Source organism: Psychrobacillus faecigallinarum (genome assembly GCF_014836595.1).
GTDB classification, from domain to species: domain Bacteria; phylum Bacillota; class Bacilli; order Bacillales_A; family Planococcaceae; genus Psychrobacillus; species Psychrobacillus faecigallinarum.
Genome location: NZ_JACSQO010000004.1, coordinates 313,067 through 329,518 on the forward strand (window position 1 = coordinate 313,067; position 16,452 = coordinate 329,518).

16 protein-coding genes and 1 pseudogene are annotated in these 16,452 nt (G+C 34.4%); 3 read left to right on the plus strand and 14 right to left on the minus strand.

The genetic code is table 11. From position 1 onward, the window contains the following. Positions 1 to 16: 16 nt before the first annotated feature. Positions 17 to 520 (plus strand): SRPBCC family protein, encoded by a 504-nt coding sequence (locus tag H9650_RS10885; RefSeq protein ID WP_191697191.1) that lies wholly within the window; start codon positions 17 to 19, stop codon positions 518 to 520. A 111-nt stretch (positions 521 to 631) separates the two neighbouring features. Here H9650_RS10885 and H9650_RS10890 read toward each other — a convergent pair whose 3' ends face one another. The 8 genes from H9650_RS10890 to H9650_RS10925 form a co-directional block, all read right to left on the minus strand. After that, a complete protein-coding gene (locus tag H9650_RS10890) occupies positions 632 to 1,051 on the minus strand; it encodes a hypothetical protein (protein WP_144536132.1) in 420 nt (139 codons plus the stop codon). A 22-nt stretch (positions 1,052 to 1,073) separates the two neighbouring features. Further along, positions 1,074 to 1,484 carry a hypothetical protein gene (locus tag H9650_RS10895; protein ID WP_191697192.1) on the minus strand — a complete coding sequence of 137 codons (411 nt, stop codon included), beginning with the start codon at positions 1,482 to 1,484 and terminating at the stop codon, positions 1,074 to 1,076. A 245-nt stretch (positions 1,485 to 1,729) separates the two neighbouring features. Then, positions 1,730 to 2,641, minus strand: coding sequence for an N-acetylmuramic acid 6-phosphate etherase (murQ, locus tag H9650_RS10900; protein WP_191697193.1), 912 nt, complete (start codon positions 2,639 to 2,641; stop codon positions 1,730 to 1,732). 89 nt (positions 2,642 to 2,730) lie between these two features. Then, positions 2,731 to 3,558, minus strand: coding sequence for a carbohydrate ABC transporter permease (locus tag H9650_RS10905; RefSeq protein ID WP_191697194.1), 828 nt, complete (start codon positions 3,556 to 3,558; stop codon positions 2,731 to 2,733). Positions 3,559 to 3,572: 14 nt separating this feature from the next. Beyond that, positions 3,573 to 4,514, minus strand: a complete 942-nt coding sequence (locus tag H9650_RS10910; protein ID WP_144536126.1) for a carbohydrate ABC transporter permease — start codon at positions 4,512 to 4,514, stop codon at positions 3,573 to 3,575. 20 nt (positions 4,515 to 4,534) lie between these two features. After that, the gene (locus H9650_RS10915; RefSeq protein ID WP_225216019.1) at positions 4,535 to 5,848 is read right to left on the minus strand and encodes an ABC transporter substrate-binding protein; all 1,314 of its coding nucleotides are present in this window, start codon (positions 5,846 to 5,848) and stop codon (positions 4,535 to 4,537) included. After that, positions 5,832 to 6,881, minus strand: a complete 1,050-nt coding sequence (locus H9650_RS10920; RefSeq protein ID WP_191697195.1) for a serine hydrolase domain-containing protein — start codon at positions 6,879 to 6,881, stop codon at positions 5,832 to 5,834. The genes H9650_RS10915 and H9650_RS10920 overlap by 17 nt, the downstream gene beginning before the upstream one ends. 283 nt (positions 6,882 to 7,164) lie before the next feature. Continuing rightward, a complete protein-coding gene (locus H9650_RS10925; protein WP_191697196.1) occupies positions 7,165 to 8,394 on the minus strand; it encodes an MDR family MFS transporter in 1,230 nt (409 codons plus the stop codon). A gap of 97 nt (positions 8,395 to 8,491) precedes the next feature. On the opposite strand from H9650_RS10925, the gene H9650_RS10930 reads away from it, so the two are divergent. Next, positions 8,492 to 10,129 (plus strand): ABC transporter substrate-binding protein, encoded by a 1,638-nt coding sequence (locus H9650_RS10930; RefSeq protein ID WP_191697197.1) that lies wholly within the window; start codon positions 8,492 to 8,494, stop codon positions 10,127 to 10,129. A gap of 236 nt (positions 10,130 to 10,365) precedes the next feature. Here H9650_RS10930 and H9650_RS10935 read toward each other — a convergent pair whose 3' ends face one another. Continuing rightward, the gene (locus H9650_RS10935; RefSeq protein WP_191697198.1) at positions 10,366 to 12,363 is read right to left on the minus strand and encodes an ABC1 kinase family protein; all 1,998 of its coding nucleotides are present in this window, start codon (positions 12,361 to 12,363) and stop codon (positions 10,366 to 10,368) included. Between the two features lie 265 nt (positions 12,364 to 12,628). Between H9650_RS10935 and H9650_RS10940 the strand changes: the two are divergent. Then, positions 12,629 to 13,486, plus strand: a pseudogene (locus tag H9650_RS10940) (manganese catalase family protein). A 59-nt stretch (positions 13,487 to 13,545) separates the two neighbouring features. Here H9650_RS10940 and H9650_RS10945 read toward each other — a convergent pair. From H9650_RS10945 to H9650_RS10965, 5 genes are all read right to left on the minus strand, one after another. After that, positions 13,546 to 14,370, minus strand: coding sequence for an aminoglycoside adenylyltransferase domain-containing protein (locus tag H9650_RS10945; RefSeq protein ID WP_151109598.1), 825 nt, complete (start codon positions 14,368 to 14,370; stop codon positions 13,546 to 13,548). Further along, positions 14,357 to 14,734 (minus strand): cupin, encoded by a 378-nt coding sequence (locus H9650_RS10950; RefSeq protein ID WP_151109596.1) that lies wholly within the window; start codon positions 14,732 to 14,734, stop codon positions 14,357 to 14,359. Before H9650_RS10950 ends, H9650_RS10945 begins: the two co-directional genes overlap by 14 nt. A 182-nt stretch (positions 14,735 to 14,916) precedes the next feature. Then, complete coding sequence (locus H9650_RS10955; RefSeq protein WP_154310708.1) at positions 14,917 to 15,300, minus strand: hypothetical protein; 384 nt, start codon at positions 15,298 to 15,300, stop codon at positions 14,917 to 14,919. A 181-nt stretch (positions 15,301 to 15,481) separates the two neighbouring features. Then, entirely contained in the window at positions 15,482 to 15,874 is a 393-nt protein-coding gene (locus H9650_RS10960) for a hypothetical protein (RefSeq protein ID WP_191697199.1), read from the minus strand. 129 nt (positions 15,875 to 16,003) lie between these two features. Next, positions 16,004 to 16,348, minus strand: a complete 345-nt coding sequence (locus tag H9650_RS10965) for a hypothetical protein (protein WP_151109590.1) — start codon at positions 16,346 to 16,348, stop codon at positions 16,004 to 16,006. Positions 16,349 to 16,452: the final 104 nt, after the last annotated feature.

Sequence of the window (16,452 nt, forward strand, 5' to 3'; positions counted from 1 at the left end):
ATTAGGAGGTTCGAAAATGAAGAATGATACGGAGATAGTTCAAATAAAAAAAGACTTACATGTAGAATCTTCTATAGACATTGTATGGAATGCATGGATGAATAATAATATTGTATCTCAATGGTTCGCTCCAACTGCCATTATAGATCCTTGTATAGGTGGGAAATATGAACTTTATTTTATACATGGAAATCTCAAGCAAATGAATACAAAGGGATGCAAAATAATCGATCTAGTTGAAAGGCAAAAACTAATGTTTACGTGGAAGGCTCCCGATTCATTTGCTGAAATCATTAATGTGGAAGATAACCTGACTATTATTGAAATTACATTAGAAGAAATTGAAACTAATTTAACAAAGATAAATCTTATTCATAGCGGATTTTCTAAAACAGAAGATTGGAATGAGGCTTTTTCTTGGCATGATAACGCTTGGACAAGTGTTCTAAGCAGTTTAAAATCAGAGCTTGAAAAAGGAAACGGTGATCTTTGCTGCGAACCACTCGAGGAAAAGAATTGAGTATAAAGAAAAACGGTGACATTTAGACTACTATTTTGCCAAGTGTAACAACATACGTAAATAAAATTATCAGGATTTGGATGACAGTGTACTAATGCTAAGTAACTGTAGTTAATGACCATCATCTTCAGGAACGGTACTAAACACAAGACTATTATCATTCCTGACGGTTATGTAATTTTCAAGCTGGTGTACCCATCCATCCTCTCCTCTAACCCCTCTCCCTGCTAAGATAAAGCTATCCGGATTAATGGTCTTTACAGAAAACTCCAATCTATATACATCTTCAGAAGAATCAGTTGTATAACTCAGCTCCAAATTATCCAATGTAAATTCATTTATAATTTCATCACTTTTCAAAATTTCTTTTGCCGTTTCTGTAATTCTTTCTCTTAATTCATCTTCTTCTGATCCACCTCTTAAAAAGAAAAACCAAAAAGGAACAGCAATAATTACGAAAAAACATAGCATCAATAAAGTTAATTTTAACATTACTATTTTTTGATAGGGAGTGGTTGATATTAACTTCATGGGCATGCTTCTCCTTTCCTTGCTAATGGTCTTCCGATGGATTGGAACTAAAAACTAATGTCTCACTATCCTTGACTGTCACATAATTGACACGTTCGTGTATCCAACCATTCTCCCCCTTTACCCCTCCTCCAGTTAGTATGAAATTTGCTGGATCTATCGGTTTAATGGAGAATGTAAGTATATAAACCTCTTCTGATTCATTGTTTCTATGACTTTGTTTAATATTATCAATCGTGAAATCCGTTATATTAGGATCTTTCTCTAATATGGATATAGCAGCTAATTTGATGCTCTCCGATAAATCGACAGAACTCTGAGTGTCTTCTTTTTTCATCAACCAAACAATGCTTAGAACAATAACAAAAACAAGGACTATTAAAAAAATACCATTACCTCTTTTAGAGGACGGTGTTCTAGAAATCAGTTTCATCTATTTACACATCCTTTTGAAGAATAATTACCTCGCTACTTATATATACGATTAATGTCGATAAAACATTCGCTACGCTAATACTCGGGATTTCATAAAAAACAAAAACCTCCCTAAGAGAAGGGAGGTATAAAAGTTCTATAGTTTATTAAAGTTGTTAGCTATGATTATATGAATATAGAAAAAGATAATGATTTATACCTACGATGAGAAATTCTTGCTGTTTTTTGTTTGTTTGAAATGGGCTACTCTTCCGCTCCACCTTCAATAATCGCTAACCTTACTTTACCGTTTGCTTTTTTAAGCAAGATTGCAGCTTCCTGTGCACTTGTCTTAGTTAATATCATAATAATAGCTTGTTTAACATTATATTCGGTTTCTTCTAATGCTAGCTCGGCTTCTTCATATGTAAAACCTGTGGCTTCACAAACAATTTTTTTTGCCCTTTCTTGAAGCTTATGATTACTCGCACGTACATCCACCATAAGGTTTTTGTATACTTTCCCGAGCCTAATCATAGCTACAGTAGAAATCATATTTAGCACCATTTTATGTGCTGTCGCTGCCTTTAGTCTAGTTGAGCCAGTCAAAATCTCGGGACCTGTATCGACTTCGATTGCAACATCTGCATACGTGCTAATCAAAGATTCGGTATTACTAGTTAAACTAATCGTTTTTGCACCAATAGATTGGGCATAAGAAAGTCCACCTGCTACATATGGAGTTCTGCCACTAGCTGCGATCCCAATAACAACATCATTAGAACTAAATTTCTTATCCTTTAAGTCTGCTATTCCTAATTCAAAGTTATCCTCGGCCCCCTCAACTGCAACCATGACTGCATCTAAACCTCCAGCTAATACAGCCTGAACCATATTTGGATCAGTACTAAACGTTGGTGGGCATTCAGCCGCGTCTAGCAAGCCTAATCGGCCACTAGTCCCAGCTCCCATATAAAATAGTCTTCCTTGGGCAGAGAGCTTTTCATATACTATCTCTATCGCATTTTCTATTTTTGGTAAGATCCTTGTTATTGCATTCGCTACTTTTTGATCCTCTTCATTCATTATGTGAAGAATTTCGGTGACAGACATCATGTCTAATTCCTTTGTTTTAGGGTTATGTCGCTCTGTTGATAATTTATCCAATTGAATCATTAACGTCAAACCTTCCATTGATTATGCATTTATTCAACCAATATATTTATTTGCATTTCTGGAGTTTGTACAAACACTCACTAATCAAATTACTTCACTGCTCCCGCCGTTAATCCTTCCATAAACTGCTTAGATGCTATTAAGAATAGAACCATCATTGGTAAGGATGCTAGTGTCAGACCAGCAAACAATGAGCCCCAATCAGCAGAATGCTCACCAAAAAGAGATAGCATCCCAACAGGAATTGTCATCTTTGCTTTCTCCGTTATAAAAATAAGCGGGAAGAAGAAGTCATTCCAAGAAGCGATGAAGTTAATAATGACAACAGTTCCTAATGCAGGCCTCATGAGAGGAAGAAGGACATGCCATAGAGTGCGTAGGTTGCCTGCCCCATCAATTCTAGCAGCCTCCTCTAACTCCATAGGCAATGTCCTGAAAAAGCCAGTTAATATAAGCATCGTAATAGGGGTACCGGTTGCTATATTCATAAAGATTAAGGACCACAAGGAGTTAATTAGACCAAGATCACGCATTAATATAAATAATGGTACAATTCCTAGTTTTATTGGTATCATCATTCCCAATAAAAATAAAAAGAAAATTGCATTGTTCCAGCTAAAATTGAAACGGGCGATATAAAAAGCAGCTAATGAACAAAATATCACCACTAGTACTACAGAGGTGACACTTACAATAACACTGTTTATAAAATACTGATCAAAAGGTATTTTACTTAAGAGTGTTCTATAAGTATCTAAGCTGAAGCTCGTAGGTAGTCCTAAAGGATTTTTAAATATTTCTGCACTCGATTTAAAGGAGGAAAGAAACATTAAAAAGATTGGATACAAACTTATCGTGGCAACAGCAAACATAATTACATAATAGATTGGCCTAATCCAAATTGAATTTTTCTCCATACTTTTTCACCCTCTTACATTTGGACTTCTTTTTTATTCATAAACTTCAAGAAAATCATTGTACATATTAATATGAAGAAAAACAAAACAGTCGCAAGGGCTGAACCTAGACCAATTGCAGTAGAACTAGAAGCTGTAGAACTACCAAATGCTAACCTATAAAAGAAAACAGCCAGTGTATCTGTTGAATAATAAGGCTCACCCATCGAGCCCTGCATAGCATATATCAGCTCAAACGCCTCAAATGATTGGATAAAAGTTAAGACCGTCATGATTAAAATAGATGGAATCATCAATGGAATGAATATTTTCCTTAACATCGTAAAACCTTTTGCTCCATCTAGCTTGGCAGCTTCAATCAATTCCCCTGGGATATTTTGAAAACCAGCTAAAAATATGAGAACTCCAAAACCCAAACCAAACCAACAGTTTACTAAAATAATAGAGATTAAAGCAGTTTCTTGTTCACCTAGCCAAGCTCTTTGCAGATTTTCTAATCCAAGCTTTCCCAATATAAGATTTAAAGTTCCGAAATTTGGGTTTAATATTAACTTCCATAAGAAACCTACAACGATTACAGATAGCAACCGTGGTAAGAAAAAAGCAACCTTAAAAAATTCTGCTCCCTTTACTTTTTTGTAGATGATAAAAGCTAATAAAAACGCTAATCCATTCATTACAACCATTTGAATGCAAAAGTAAAGTACATTATGTGAAAAAGCATTCCAGAACATAGATCCATAAGGCTCTGTAGTAAATAGAGTGACGAAATTGTCTAAGCCAACAAAAGCATCTCTAGAGAACCCCTTAAAGGAGAAAAAGCTGTAGGATAATGCAGCCAGTATAGGATAAAGTACAAACATCCCATAAATGATTAATATAGGGATAGGAAAAAGGTGTATAGTCCACCCTTTTCCCTTCTTTGATCGTTTTATTGGAGCTGTTTTTTCTGACATTTATCACAGCCTCCTTTTTATTATTGGAAAGGTGTAAACCAAGATTCAGCACTTTTCTGTACCTTATCCGCTACTTCCTCAGGTGTTACTTGACCTAAATACATCCCTTGAAGTTCAGTTTCTAAAACAGTTTTTGTCGTTGGATCTCCACCGGCAAAATTGATAACCCAGTAATATGGCGTCGATTTGGATTCCACCTCTTTACTTAACTCACTAAGAAGTTCATTTTCAGAGCTAATTCCAGGAATCGCGCTAATCATATTAAATTCTTTAACAAATAGCTCTCCAAATTCCTTAGTTGTTAGAAATTGTAGGAACTCCTTAGCAGCATCTTTGTTTTTAGAATTAGCATTAATAGCAAATGAACCATCTACCCACGAAGTTACTGTTTGATTTCCTTCTTTAGAAGGCATTGCAAAATAACCGTAATCCAAATCTCCGTTTAAATCGTTTATAACAGGTATTTCCCAACTACCAAGCGGAAACATTGCTGCTTGTTCCATTGCAAACAATGTACGAATATCGTCCATACCTAAGCCCTCAGAGTTTGCTGGGAAATATTTCTTCAAATCATTCATCGCTTTAATTGACTCTACAAATGAAGGGTCAGCAAAATTTGTTTCTCCTTTTACAAGTTTATCTGCAAACGAATTACCATCCATAACTCCTGCACCTAAGATTCCATGTGTTAATGATAGTAACCAGCCTTCTTTAGTACCCATAGCAATTGGGGTTACTCCTGCTTTTAAAAGTTTTTCATTGACCGCTATGAATTCATCCCAAGTAGTTGGAACTTCAATTCCTTGTTCAGCAAATATTTTTTTGTTATAGAAAAATTGAGTAGAGCTAATGTTTAATGGCACACCATATTGCTCTCCGTCTGCTCCTCGAGAGGCTGCTAAGAATTCCTCCGAGTATTGATTTAACCCTTCTAAGCCAGTAATCGGCTCAACGAATCCTGCATCCACTAGCTTTAAACCAGCACCATATGGACGCAAGTGAAAAATATCCGGACCTTCTCCAGCTTGTAAAGCAGTATTTAAAACTGTATTATATTCCGTATTTTTAGTGGGACTGAATTCTACTTTAATTTCTGGATGCGTTTCGTTAAAAAGAGCAATTACTTTTTCATACTTAGAAACATCTTCGGTTCTCCAACTGCCAATGGTTAAATTTATTGTTTCCTTTTCTGCTGATGTAGTTATCTTATCTCCACCACTTTCAGAGCCTGTTGATGAAGAATCATTATCTTTATCATCTGAGCAAGCAGCCATGACAAAAGTTAATAACATGATTGTAAGGACTAAGAGTCCATTTTTAATCCATTGTTTCATTTTTATACGCCCCTTTTTTGATATACATATCGTAAACGCTTTTGTGAATTGCCTGCCTAAATTCCTTCTTTGGCGCATCCCTCCCGTAATGGATAGCATTAGTTAGTAATACTACAAACAGTTCCTCCTTTGGATCCATCCATACCGAGGTTCCAGTAAAACCTGTATGTCCGAACGAACCTATAGACCAATTGCTATTAATGGTTACTTCTGTATCGATACCATTCCATACTTCAAATCCTAAACCTCTGTGCTTAAAAGTGTTTTGATGGCAATTTTGTAACCAAACAGGATCAAACACAGATTGCTCTGAAATATTCAACCAATATTGTGCATAGTGGACTAGGTCGTCTAGACATGAAAATAATCCAGCACTACCAGAAACTCCATTTAACAAAAATGCTTTTTCATCATGGACCTCACCTTGAATAAAGCAATCATTTATCTTTTCAGTAGTTGCTATTAGATTTCTTATCTCTCCCTTAGGATTAAATATCGTTTGATGCATTCCCATTGGTGTTAGAACTTCCTTTGCTACGAATGTATCGAAAACTTCTCCAGAAACCTCCTCAATAATTTTCCCTAATAAAATCATCCCTAAATCACTATAAACAACTTCTTTTTCTGGCTTAAATAGTGGAACAACTGTTAGTATCTCTTCCAAAATATTTCTTTTTTCATCCCTTTGAACAGGTGGAAATAAATCTGCTGGTAGTCCACTATTATGATATAGAAGGTGTTCAATATTAATATCTGAATAACAAAATTGGGAAATATATTTTTGAACAGGATCCTTTAAAGATAATTGTTTTCTATCTAACAACACTAGGAAAGCAGGAAGCGTTGCGACCACCTTAGTCAATGAGGCGATGTCAAAGAGAGTACTAAAAGTAACAGGTTTTCTTTCGTTATTTCTTGTGATAAAAGAACCAAAGCTATCCCTATAGAGAATTTCCTTATGACGCTGAACATGAATAACTCCACCTGGGATTTTTTCTTCCTCAATATACTTCTGTATAAGATCCCTTAGCATAAAACCTCCCCTTTATCACATAATTTTCAGATAATTAACAATTATAGTATATAAAATAAAATTATAAGAAACAATGAAAATTTTAAAATATTATTTTAATCAATTTAAATATACTTATTTTTTAAAACAATAAAGAGATAGTGATGAGATCTAATGATTTTCTGATTCAATCATCCAGTTGGAGAGTCTTCTTTTCTGTAACACATATACCGAAAAACCTCACACTTTCAAAGGTGTGAGGTTTTCTTAGAAGGATATAGAACAAATACATTTTAAATGTAATTTAAACAACTATAGCTAATTTTCTCCAAAACAAACCTGCATATAACAAACCGATTCCTATCATTAATATTATTCCTATGTATACAGACATCATAGTTGGTACTAAATAAGCCCCTATTATGATTGTTGAACGAGCAATTAGTTCTGCTCCGCTAAAAGAGAAATTGGAAAATGCCGAGTACGATCCTCTTTTATCCGCTGGAATCATATTTGCTTGCTCTGCATTTCTAACAGGAGAATAGATTAATTCACCGACCGTAGCTATAAAATTAAAGAGTAGAAGTATATACCATGTGTTAGCAGATGTAATGGTGATGTATCCTAAGCTATAGAAAGCTAAACCTATAAGCAGTACATGCCTGTTGCTGAAACGATCAGTAATTTTATTTATAAAAAATGTTAAACAAACAACTAAAAGCATGTTTTCAATATTTAGCAGACTTAACATTCGGACTCCTGCAAGCTCGAACTCTCCTATATTAACCACCTTAAAAGTTTCCGCTAACCGAACTCCTATATAACTGTTTAAAGAAAATTCAGCAGCAAAAATAAACATGGAACCTACAACTACCTGAACAAATGGTTTATCCTTAAAAGCAATTTTATAATTATGTATTAAATCAACAAAAACATTCTGATGCTGCTTTTCCAAAAGCTTATTATGCCCGTTAATTAACCAAATCTTATATGCTATCGGAAGGCATAAAGAAGTGAAGGATAATAACATAAACAATTCAATCTGATGGTTTAAATATAGTAATCCCCCTAATGCTGCCCCTATAGCCATAGATAAATTAGTTAACCAATAATCTAACGCATATACCTCTTTGCGATTGTCAGGAGTAGTAGAATCAATGACTAATGCATGCATAGCAGGCCTTCCTAAGCTGCTTGTAATAATATATATAGTATATGCAACTGCAAACAGCCAAATGATATTCGATTTTGGCAACAAGCTAACTGTCATACAAACAAACATACACCCACTTAAAAATGAAGTGATTACTAATAAACCCTTCCTTGGTAAACGGTCTGAAATGTATCCTCCAATAAGACTGATAAGAAAACTAACTCCTACTGTGCCTATTAAAAATAAACCCGCCCATACTTTGCTCATCTCTTGTGCAAAGAACAATGCCATAAAAGGCATGACAGCAGATGAAACAGCTCTGTTAAAAAAAGATGTAATTAATCGAACTTTAATATTTTGTGGGTAGTTTTTCCATTTCATATTGTACACCTCCTTTGTATTTAGTATATTAAACTAGACTTTTGAATTTAAAAATGGACATTTTTTTATAAGTTGTCCACTTAATGAGGTGTTTTACATGGATCGTTCATTGCTAACTCTTTGGAACACTGTCCCTTCAGGTAAGATTAAGCAAGAAGAGATTGCAAATATAATAGGTTTCAGCACTAAGCAAACAAAGAGGTATATACAGAAGTGGTGCTCTGAGGGCTGGATGAAGTTCATCGCTGGAAAAGGTAGAGGAAATTCTTCACAATTAATGTGGTTAAAGGATGTCGAAGCTTGCTTTGAGGAGCAAGTCATACTTATTTTAGAAATAGAAAGCGCAGAAATAAGTAGTAAATACTTAATGTATGATTGGACAACAGATTGTCGACAAAGATTGATGAAAAAGTTTCAAAACAAGCTTGGCTTTGTACAGCAAATGGACGATAAGCTCATTGTTCCAAGAAAAAACCCATTTCTTACATTTCATCCGTTAAAATCTGCTGACGCACATAGTGCCAATATGGTCGCTACGATTTATAATCGCCTAGTTTCTGTGGATGAAAGCGGCATAGTTTCACCAGAACTTTGTCACAGTTGGGATATTACAGACACCAAACTTCGACTTTACCTAAAGAAAGATATCTCCTTTCACGACGGCTCTATTCTCACCGCAGAAGATGTCGTATTATGTCTACGCAAACTAAAAAACAATATACAATTTTCGGTATTATGTAAGCCAATTGAAAAAATAGAAGCTGTTGCTCCATTAATAGTAGATATCTCTTATCCAACAGGTTGTAGTTACTGCCTACAGCTTTTAGGAAGTATGAATGCAAGTATTTATAAGGAGCATTTGGATTTTATTTATGGTACGGGATGTTACTATGTAGAAGAAAATAATCCAACAATCACTACATTAGTAGTCTTTAAAGATTACTATGGGGAAAGGCCTCTTTTAGATAAGATTGAATTCGTTCAAGTGCCAGTAGATTTTGAGAACGTTTATCGCACATCAACTGCTCAACAAACTTATTTTCCCATTAAAAGTGACTCGGGCTTTGGAATTATATTGATGAATCCACATTTAGATATTGAAATACGGCAATATCTTCATTACATAATTTCCAAATACCGAAATGAAATAAATACTGTCGATGAGAGGCTATTACCCAATGAAGAAGGTTGCTTAATTGGAATAAGTAAAAAATATCGTTTAAACCATATACCTCGCCCTGAGTTTAAGAGACCTATAATACTGAAATTAATAGATTATACAAACAAACCTACTCTTTGGTTAAAAGGCATTCTTACAAAGAATGGTGTTCCAGTAGAGATTAAAACAGTTTCCTTTGAGGACAATCTTATGAATAGGGATTCAAATAATGAAGTAGATTTATACATACATGGGGAAATATTTGAAATGAATCAAAGTTATTCTTTTTTTCATTTTCTTCTTAACGGATATTCTCCTATAGCCAATGTCTTACGAAAACAAGATAAATATCAATGTGTATTAAAAAAGTACGCTAATACCCCTTTTGAAGAATGGACTTCCTTGCACAAAAAAATTGATCGGATGTTAATAGAGGATTCTTTAGCATGTCCTTTATATTATTCAAAAAGACAAATTCCTTTTTCTACTGATTTAATGAACATAAATATAAAGCATTTCGGGTATGTTGATTTTTCAAAGCTTTGGGTCAAGCCAGACATACAATTTAAATCATGATATGTGCTTCATATAATTGTCCATGTTGAAGATGTTTGCTATTAATTGATGAATTTGAAAAAGCTCCCCAGTTGGAGATGGCAGGCTACCTAATATGATACAGAAACTTCCAATAATGATTAACACGCATGAAAGTCAAGGATAATTTGTTTCATCACCTTCTAAAATGACAAAGTACCCTGAGACGTGGAATTCTCAAGGTACTTTGTAGATGTTCATAGTATAGTCCATTCAAATTAATGTCGTTTCATCAATCTAATTGCTTGTATGGAGAGACGTACAAGCAATACTGCGCATAGAAATAATCCAACAAAAGCAGCAGTATTTAAATATACAGCATATGCAGTTTCTATAAATTGAGCAATTGCTAGTAATGAAACAGATATTATTCCAAAAGTAATCCCGACAAACAATAGAATAAATCGAGAAAAGAGGTGAGTTACAAATTGAGCATTATTCTTATCTGAAAAAATATCATGATGTAAAATAATTTTTCCACTTTCCACTTTTTGGACGAGCTTATCAACTCGTCTTGGTATTTTTCTCAATGCTGGTAGCAATAAAGCGAACTCTTCTTCTATTCTTTCCTTTGTAACTTTTGGTTCCTTAAATGGCTTTTTTAACAAAGAAGTCAAATAATCCGACGAATATTCTTTTGCTTCTGCAAAAATATCAAATTTAGGTTGGATTAGCTTAAGCGTGCCCTCTAAAGTTATAATTGAACGCATAGCAATTCCTACGGAAGGATAAAACGATAAGCCAAATTCTCTAACTAACTTAAAGAAAGCTTGAATTAGCTCATCCGTTGGTATTCGTTCTACGTATGAAATTCGAAGAAGGATTTGAGACAAAGCCTGTTCCATTTTTACTCTATCAATGTGATCATGGTCTTCTACAAGCAATGTTACTGCATCATAAAGCATATTAGCGTCATTATGCTGAATGCCCATTAAAAAAATCTTCATTCCTTCTTGCTGAGGCTCTGCCAGTCTTCCTACTGCGCCAAAATCTAACAAAATCGGGAGTCCATCTGTTTTATCAATGAAGATATTTCCCGGATGTGGATCAGCGTGAAAAATTCCAGAATAAAGCATTTGATCGAAAAATGAGTAGAGTACCGTTTGAGCAAACTCCTCCCGATCTATATTTAGTGTTTTAAACAACGTATCGCCATTTGCTACACTTTGCCCGTAAGCATGCTCAAAAATAATGATGTTTTTATTGCTCAAATCGGTGTAAACATAAGGTATTTTCACCTCATACTTACTGTTTTTCAGGGCATTTTTGACTTGAACTGCATTCCGTTTTTCTATTTCAAAATTCACTTCTTCTTTTAGGTTATCTGCAAATCCTAGTGCTAACTCACATAGGCCCAATCTTTCTGCCCAAGAGGATTTGTCTGTTAACCAACGAACAAACTCTAATAAAATATTTAAATCATCCCTTATCATTGACTTGACATCGGGACGTAATAATTTGACAACAACCTGTTGATTGTTTTCTTTCAGTACTGCTTTATGTACTTGACCAATTGAAGCGGAAGCCAAAGGAATCATATCTAAATATGAAAATATATCTTCCATACTACAAGGCAACGATTTATCTAAAATCTTTTTTACATCTGATTCTTGTAATGGCTCCACATTTTGCTGAAGCTTCTCCAGTTCTCTAATAAATACAGGAGAAAACAAGTCTTTACGAGTTGAAAGTACCTGACCAAACTTTATAAAAATACCTCCGGCTTGCTCTAGTGTATCGCGAAAGGCGATTGCCATTTCATAATCGTTATCTCTATGCTTGGTATATTTCAAAGCTCGAGAAATCCCATTCTTAGCAGCTATTTGAATTACTTGTCGCATTCTTTTTTGACCTCTCCATTGACTTCTTAGCCTTAAAAGAAAAGGTCTTTGTCGCATAGTACTTGATTTTCGTTCCCCATTATCCATCGGTCCAAATAATTCAAAGAATAAGTACAATAGCATAGAAATCAAAAGCATACTACCTATCCATATTATAGTGCTGACGTCCATAAATGAATAAACGAAATCCTCGGAAAGAAAGTCAATATTCCTTAAATAGGCATACCAGTAAACAAAAAAGGTAAACACAATGCTAATAAAAACAGAAAGGATTCTTTTCATAAAATTGATTTGGGAACCCATCAGCTTTCCACTTACATAGTAAATAAATAAAGATATTAAAATTATTTGTACAATTAACTTTGCATATATCAAAAAAGTATCCCCCTATCTTTTTTATCTCAGTTCAATATATATATACATTCCCCTCTTCTACTTATTATTAATCTCTTTCACAAGCACTTTTTAGTACGATTAAGTATTTCAATTTTTTGAAGACAATATAATATTTGTTAACTAAATCATATTTCCCTTTAAATTCATTAAGACTTTTAGATTATTTATTTTATTGAAAGTTTTATAGATAAATTCATGGGTAATTTAAAAATTGTCTATAAATTTCTAAAGGAGGATTCTATATATGTTTTTTAACAAAAAAGAATTGAGCTTTCATGCGGTACCGGACAAGCCAGATCCAGTATTAGCAAAACACCTACAAGAAATTATTGGTGGTCAGTTTGGAGAGATGAGTGTTGCGATGCAGTATCTTTTCCAAGGCTGGAATACAAGAGGAAACGAAAAATATAAAGACTTACTGATGGATACAGGAACAGAAGAACTTGGTCACATTGAAATGATAGCCACAATGGTGGCAAGACTTTTAGAAGGCGCACCAGTCACAGAACAGGAAAAAGGCGCAGCTAACCCAGTAATAGGTGCAATTATGGGAGGTATGAGTCCAAAGGATGTACTAGTAGAGGGTATGAATCCTCAGCACGCAATCGTCTCGGGCTTAGGTGCTATGCCTGTGAATTCAGTTGGAGTGCCATGGAATGCTGGATATATTGTAGCAAGTGGTAACTTATTAGCAGATATGCGACATAACGTGATGGCTGATTCAGAAGGGCGTTTACAAGTAGCTCGTCTTTATAGCATGACAGATGATAAAGGAGTTAGAGATATGCTGTCCTTCCTTTTAGCTCTAGATACAATGCACCAAAATCAAGGGCTAGCAGCTATAAAAGACTTAGAAGCAACAGAAGGTGGAGTTATTTGTCCCACAACAATTCCACCTGAGTGGGAAGCAACCGAATTTTCTCATACTCTATATAATCATTCGGAAGGAGAAGACAGTGCCGAATTGCCGTGGTTAAAGGGCAATGCTCCTGATGGACACCCTTTCTCCTAAGACCAAGGTAAAGCATTCGGTGAAAAACCAGTTCTTAGTCCTGCCCCTCCCTCATTGCACAATACTTTGCCTGCGGAAGATATGAAGTAAACTAAATTATACTGCAAACAAACGCAAGCCCGGTATAGTTTGTTTACAGTAATTTTTAATTAGCTATTTTTTAATTGATGTGCCTCTTCAATTCCGAATTGAAAATTTTGAGTTAGTAAATCATTTACTTCTCTAGCTATTAACTCTTTAAATTCGACTAGCTGTTGACTTTGAAAGTTTGATTCGGATATTTTTCCTGTATATATGTTAATAGCTTGGAATACTAACGTTTTGTGCTCTTCTGGTAAACTGTTGGCTCCCCATTGACCAGCCTCCAATTTAGAGCATATTGTACTCTCCTTTAAATAACGATAAACTCTTAACATATTTAATATGGAATAAACAGGATCTATCTCTAAATCATTTAAACAATCCTTATAGTCTTGTAAAATTGCTGATGTATAGTGAATAGTGGGTACAGTTGGAAACACTGCTTTTATGGGTTCACCTCTAAGGCATATTCCTTTATAAGTAACAATGGTTATATGTGCAGCTAAATCAGCATCTACTTTTTCTCCTAATAACCATTTTTCACTACATTCTTCGTATCTTTCCCTCCAATATTCACTAAAATGATAATCATAGGATGGAGGATAGTCCCAGTTTTCTAGCTGGCTTCTATTCATAAAACTAATTTCAATTGGATAAGGATTATTTGAAATCTTTAAAAATAACTCAGTCAACGATAATTTCTCTTGGAATGACAATGCTTTTTTGGTTACCACCAAAATATCTATGTCACTCCTTGATGGATTAAAACCACCTATTGCCAGAGAGCCATGTAAGTAATAACCAACATTATTTTCGTCAACTATTTTCTGTATTTGGCCAATCACCTGTATTATAAATGCTTTAATATTTTCTGAAGCATTAGCCCAAATCATTTTTACTTCCCCCTTTCATTGGCATATATATTTCTGGTTGGAGTCCTTCTGCCTCTATGACCATTGCTGTTAAATAAGTATCAGTTGTGGTTTCATGCCCCTCCCCCTTTTCCCAGAACACTGCATCGCCAGCTCGTATTTCAACCTTCGTTTGATTCGTACCAGATACCCTACCCTCTCCATTAACAATCAGTAGTAGCTGAGGAACAACTGCTTCATGATATCCAATGACTCCTTTTTCCTCCAAATGCATACAGCCTATTACCGTTTCACTTTCTATTTTAGCGATCCGTGACATGATAAAATTCGAATTAAAGTGGTGAATCTTATGTCCAACCTGTTGATCAAAACGAAAAATTTTCATTAGACAACCCTCCATAGCCTATTTAAATTCGACTATAAAAGCAGATATTCCTTCTATTTTTTAATATAGAAGCTATGATAAAGGTAAAGGTGGATTTAAAAATGCTATAAATAATGAGCTGGAAATGTACCTCCATGCTCATTACATTTTGCACCCATCAAATTAATACAAGTCTCTTAAGATTATTTAAAATTACTTGGAATTTTAACGAGAACATAATTTTTAGTCCACATTTGAGTGGTGGCAATTAATCTTTTTTCGTCTTTTTCAAAGAACAGGCCAGCACCATCTTTCCCCTTAAATTCCCATCCGGTTGAACCTATCATTTGTATTATATTTTCATCCGCAATCGAAATACCTTGATTCTCACTACTTGTGATATACCAAATAGAATTGGCTTCTACGGCAATTTCAGCTATCTTACTATCCGATTCTTTTAGTAGTTCAATCGCTTGTTTTGCAGATAAATCATCTATCGGAAGAGAAGGATAATATAATTTATTTATAAATACGAACACTGCAATAACGGCTATAAATAAACCTAAAATAATTCTAACTTTTACCAATTAATTACCTCCCAATTAATGAAGTCGACTATAGAATCCTACGTACCCTTAGATTTGCTTACCTGCTCCTTTAGATTAATAAGAAAAAAGGTTTACTCCTTCTTGAATTAAAGCACCCGTATATTTTTTAAGAACAGCTACTCTAATTCCACAATCTCACCCAATTGCTGAACGATTAATTTCATTTAATCCTCCCTTTCCCTCTAACCTGATATTCTTTTTGATTGCTAATTTGAATTAACTCATAAGCATAATCATAATCTTTATCTTTTCTAAAAGATCTCGCACTTATCATATACTCTTCATCCACTTTAATAAGGTTGTAAACCATTGCATCCTCAATAAAAATTTTATAACGTCGATTATCTTTTTCATCAGAATTGTTGTACCCAATAATCCACATTTCCGTATATTCTCCTGGTTTTGTGTAATTGTGTTTACTTTCAACTTTAAAAAGAACCTTACCAATACTTTTGTTCTTTTCGGAATTGGAACTAGAAAAAAAGAAGAAGTACGACATTACAATTATCATAATAGCAATAATTCCAATCAAAACTTTCTTATTAGTAAACACTTTCAATTCCCTCCTAGAGTTAATCAACATCCTTCAACTAACCTTCTTGTGCTAACCTGCGACATTAGTTCAATATGAAAAAAGGCTTAACTCCTTCTTGAAGTAAAGCACGCGTTAATGCAATAAGAGTTACTGCTTTTTATTTGCATGTTCTCTTGCAAATGTAGAAGGTGAAAACGTAATTTTATATTTTCCTACAAGTTCTTTTTGTACTTTTTCAGTTAATATCAAGCCTTCTTTATTATGTGTTTCTTCAAGTTCTACGCCACTAGGAAAAATGCCATCATTTTTCCAATCAATCCATTTACCATATTTCAAGATCCACTCCATTAATTCAGCCTTCAACTTGATTGAAATTGGAACATATTCTATGTCAAAGTTACAATAACATTTTTTACACCAAATAGCGTCGGCACCTATATCTGCTTCAACTTTTAAATCATAAGTTTCATTACATTTACATAAATCTATCATACTGGTCTTCTCCCTTTATTAAAGTATTCGAGTAGAAGAGAACCTCTCTACCTTGCGGTAGATTGTGTTCTTCCCCCCTCACAGAACCGTGCTTGCGCTATTTA

Bases quoted from the DNA above. Each gene is read 5' to 3' on its own strand.
- H9650_RS10945 (WP_151109598.1), bottom strand. From the start codon at position 14,370: ATGATTTGGGCTAATGCTTCAGAAAATATTAAAGCATTTATAATACAG.
- H9650_RS10915 (WP_225216019.1), bottom strand. From the start codon at position 5,848: ATGAAACAATGGATTAAAAATGGACTCTTAGTCCTTACAATCATGTTA.
- H9650_RS10895 (WP_191697192.1), bottom strand. From the start codon at position 1,484: ATGAAACTGATTTCTAGAACACCGTCCTCTAAAAGAGGTAATGGTATT.
- H9650_RS10910 (WP_144536126.1), bottom strand. From the start codon at position 4,514: ATGTCAGAAAAAACAGCTCCAATAAAACGATCAAAGAAGGGAAAAGGG.
- H9650_RS10925 (WP_191697196.1), bottom strand. From the start codon at position 8,394: ATGAAATGGAAAAACTACCCACAAAATATTAAAGTTCGATTAATTACA.
- H9650_RS10965 (WP_151109590.1), bottom strand. From the start codon at position 16,348: ATGATAGATTTATGTAAATGTAATGAAACTTATGATTTAAAAGTTGAA.
- murQ (WP_191697193.1), bottom strand. From the start codon at position 2,641: ATGATTCAATTGGATAAATTATCAACAGAGCGACATAACCCTAAAACA.
- H9650_RS10885 (WP_191697191.1), top strand. From the start codon at position 17: ATGAAGAATGATACGGAGATAGTTCAAATAAAAAAAGACTTACATGTA.
- H9650_RS10920 (WP_191697195.1), bottom strand. From the start codon at position 6,881: ATGCTAAGGGATCTTATACAGAAGTATATTGAGGAAGAAAAAATCCCA.
- H9650_RS10905 (WP_191697194.1), bottom strand. From the start codon at position 3,558: ATGGAGAAAAATTCAATTTGGATTAGGCCAATCTATTATGTAATTATG.
- H9650_RS10890 (WP_144536132.1), bottom strand. From the start codon at position 1,051: ATGAAGTTAATATCAACCACTCCCTATCAAAAAATAGTAATGTTAAAA.
- H9650_RS10950 (WP_151109596.1), bottom strand. From the start codon at position 14,734: ATGAAAATTTTTCGTTTTGATCAACAGGTTGGACATAAGATTCACCAC.
- H9650_RS10930 (WP_191697197.1), top strand. From the start codon at position 8,492: ATGGATCGTTCATTGCTAACTCTTTGGAACACTGTCCCTTCAGGTAAG.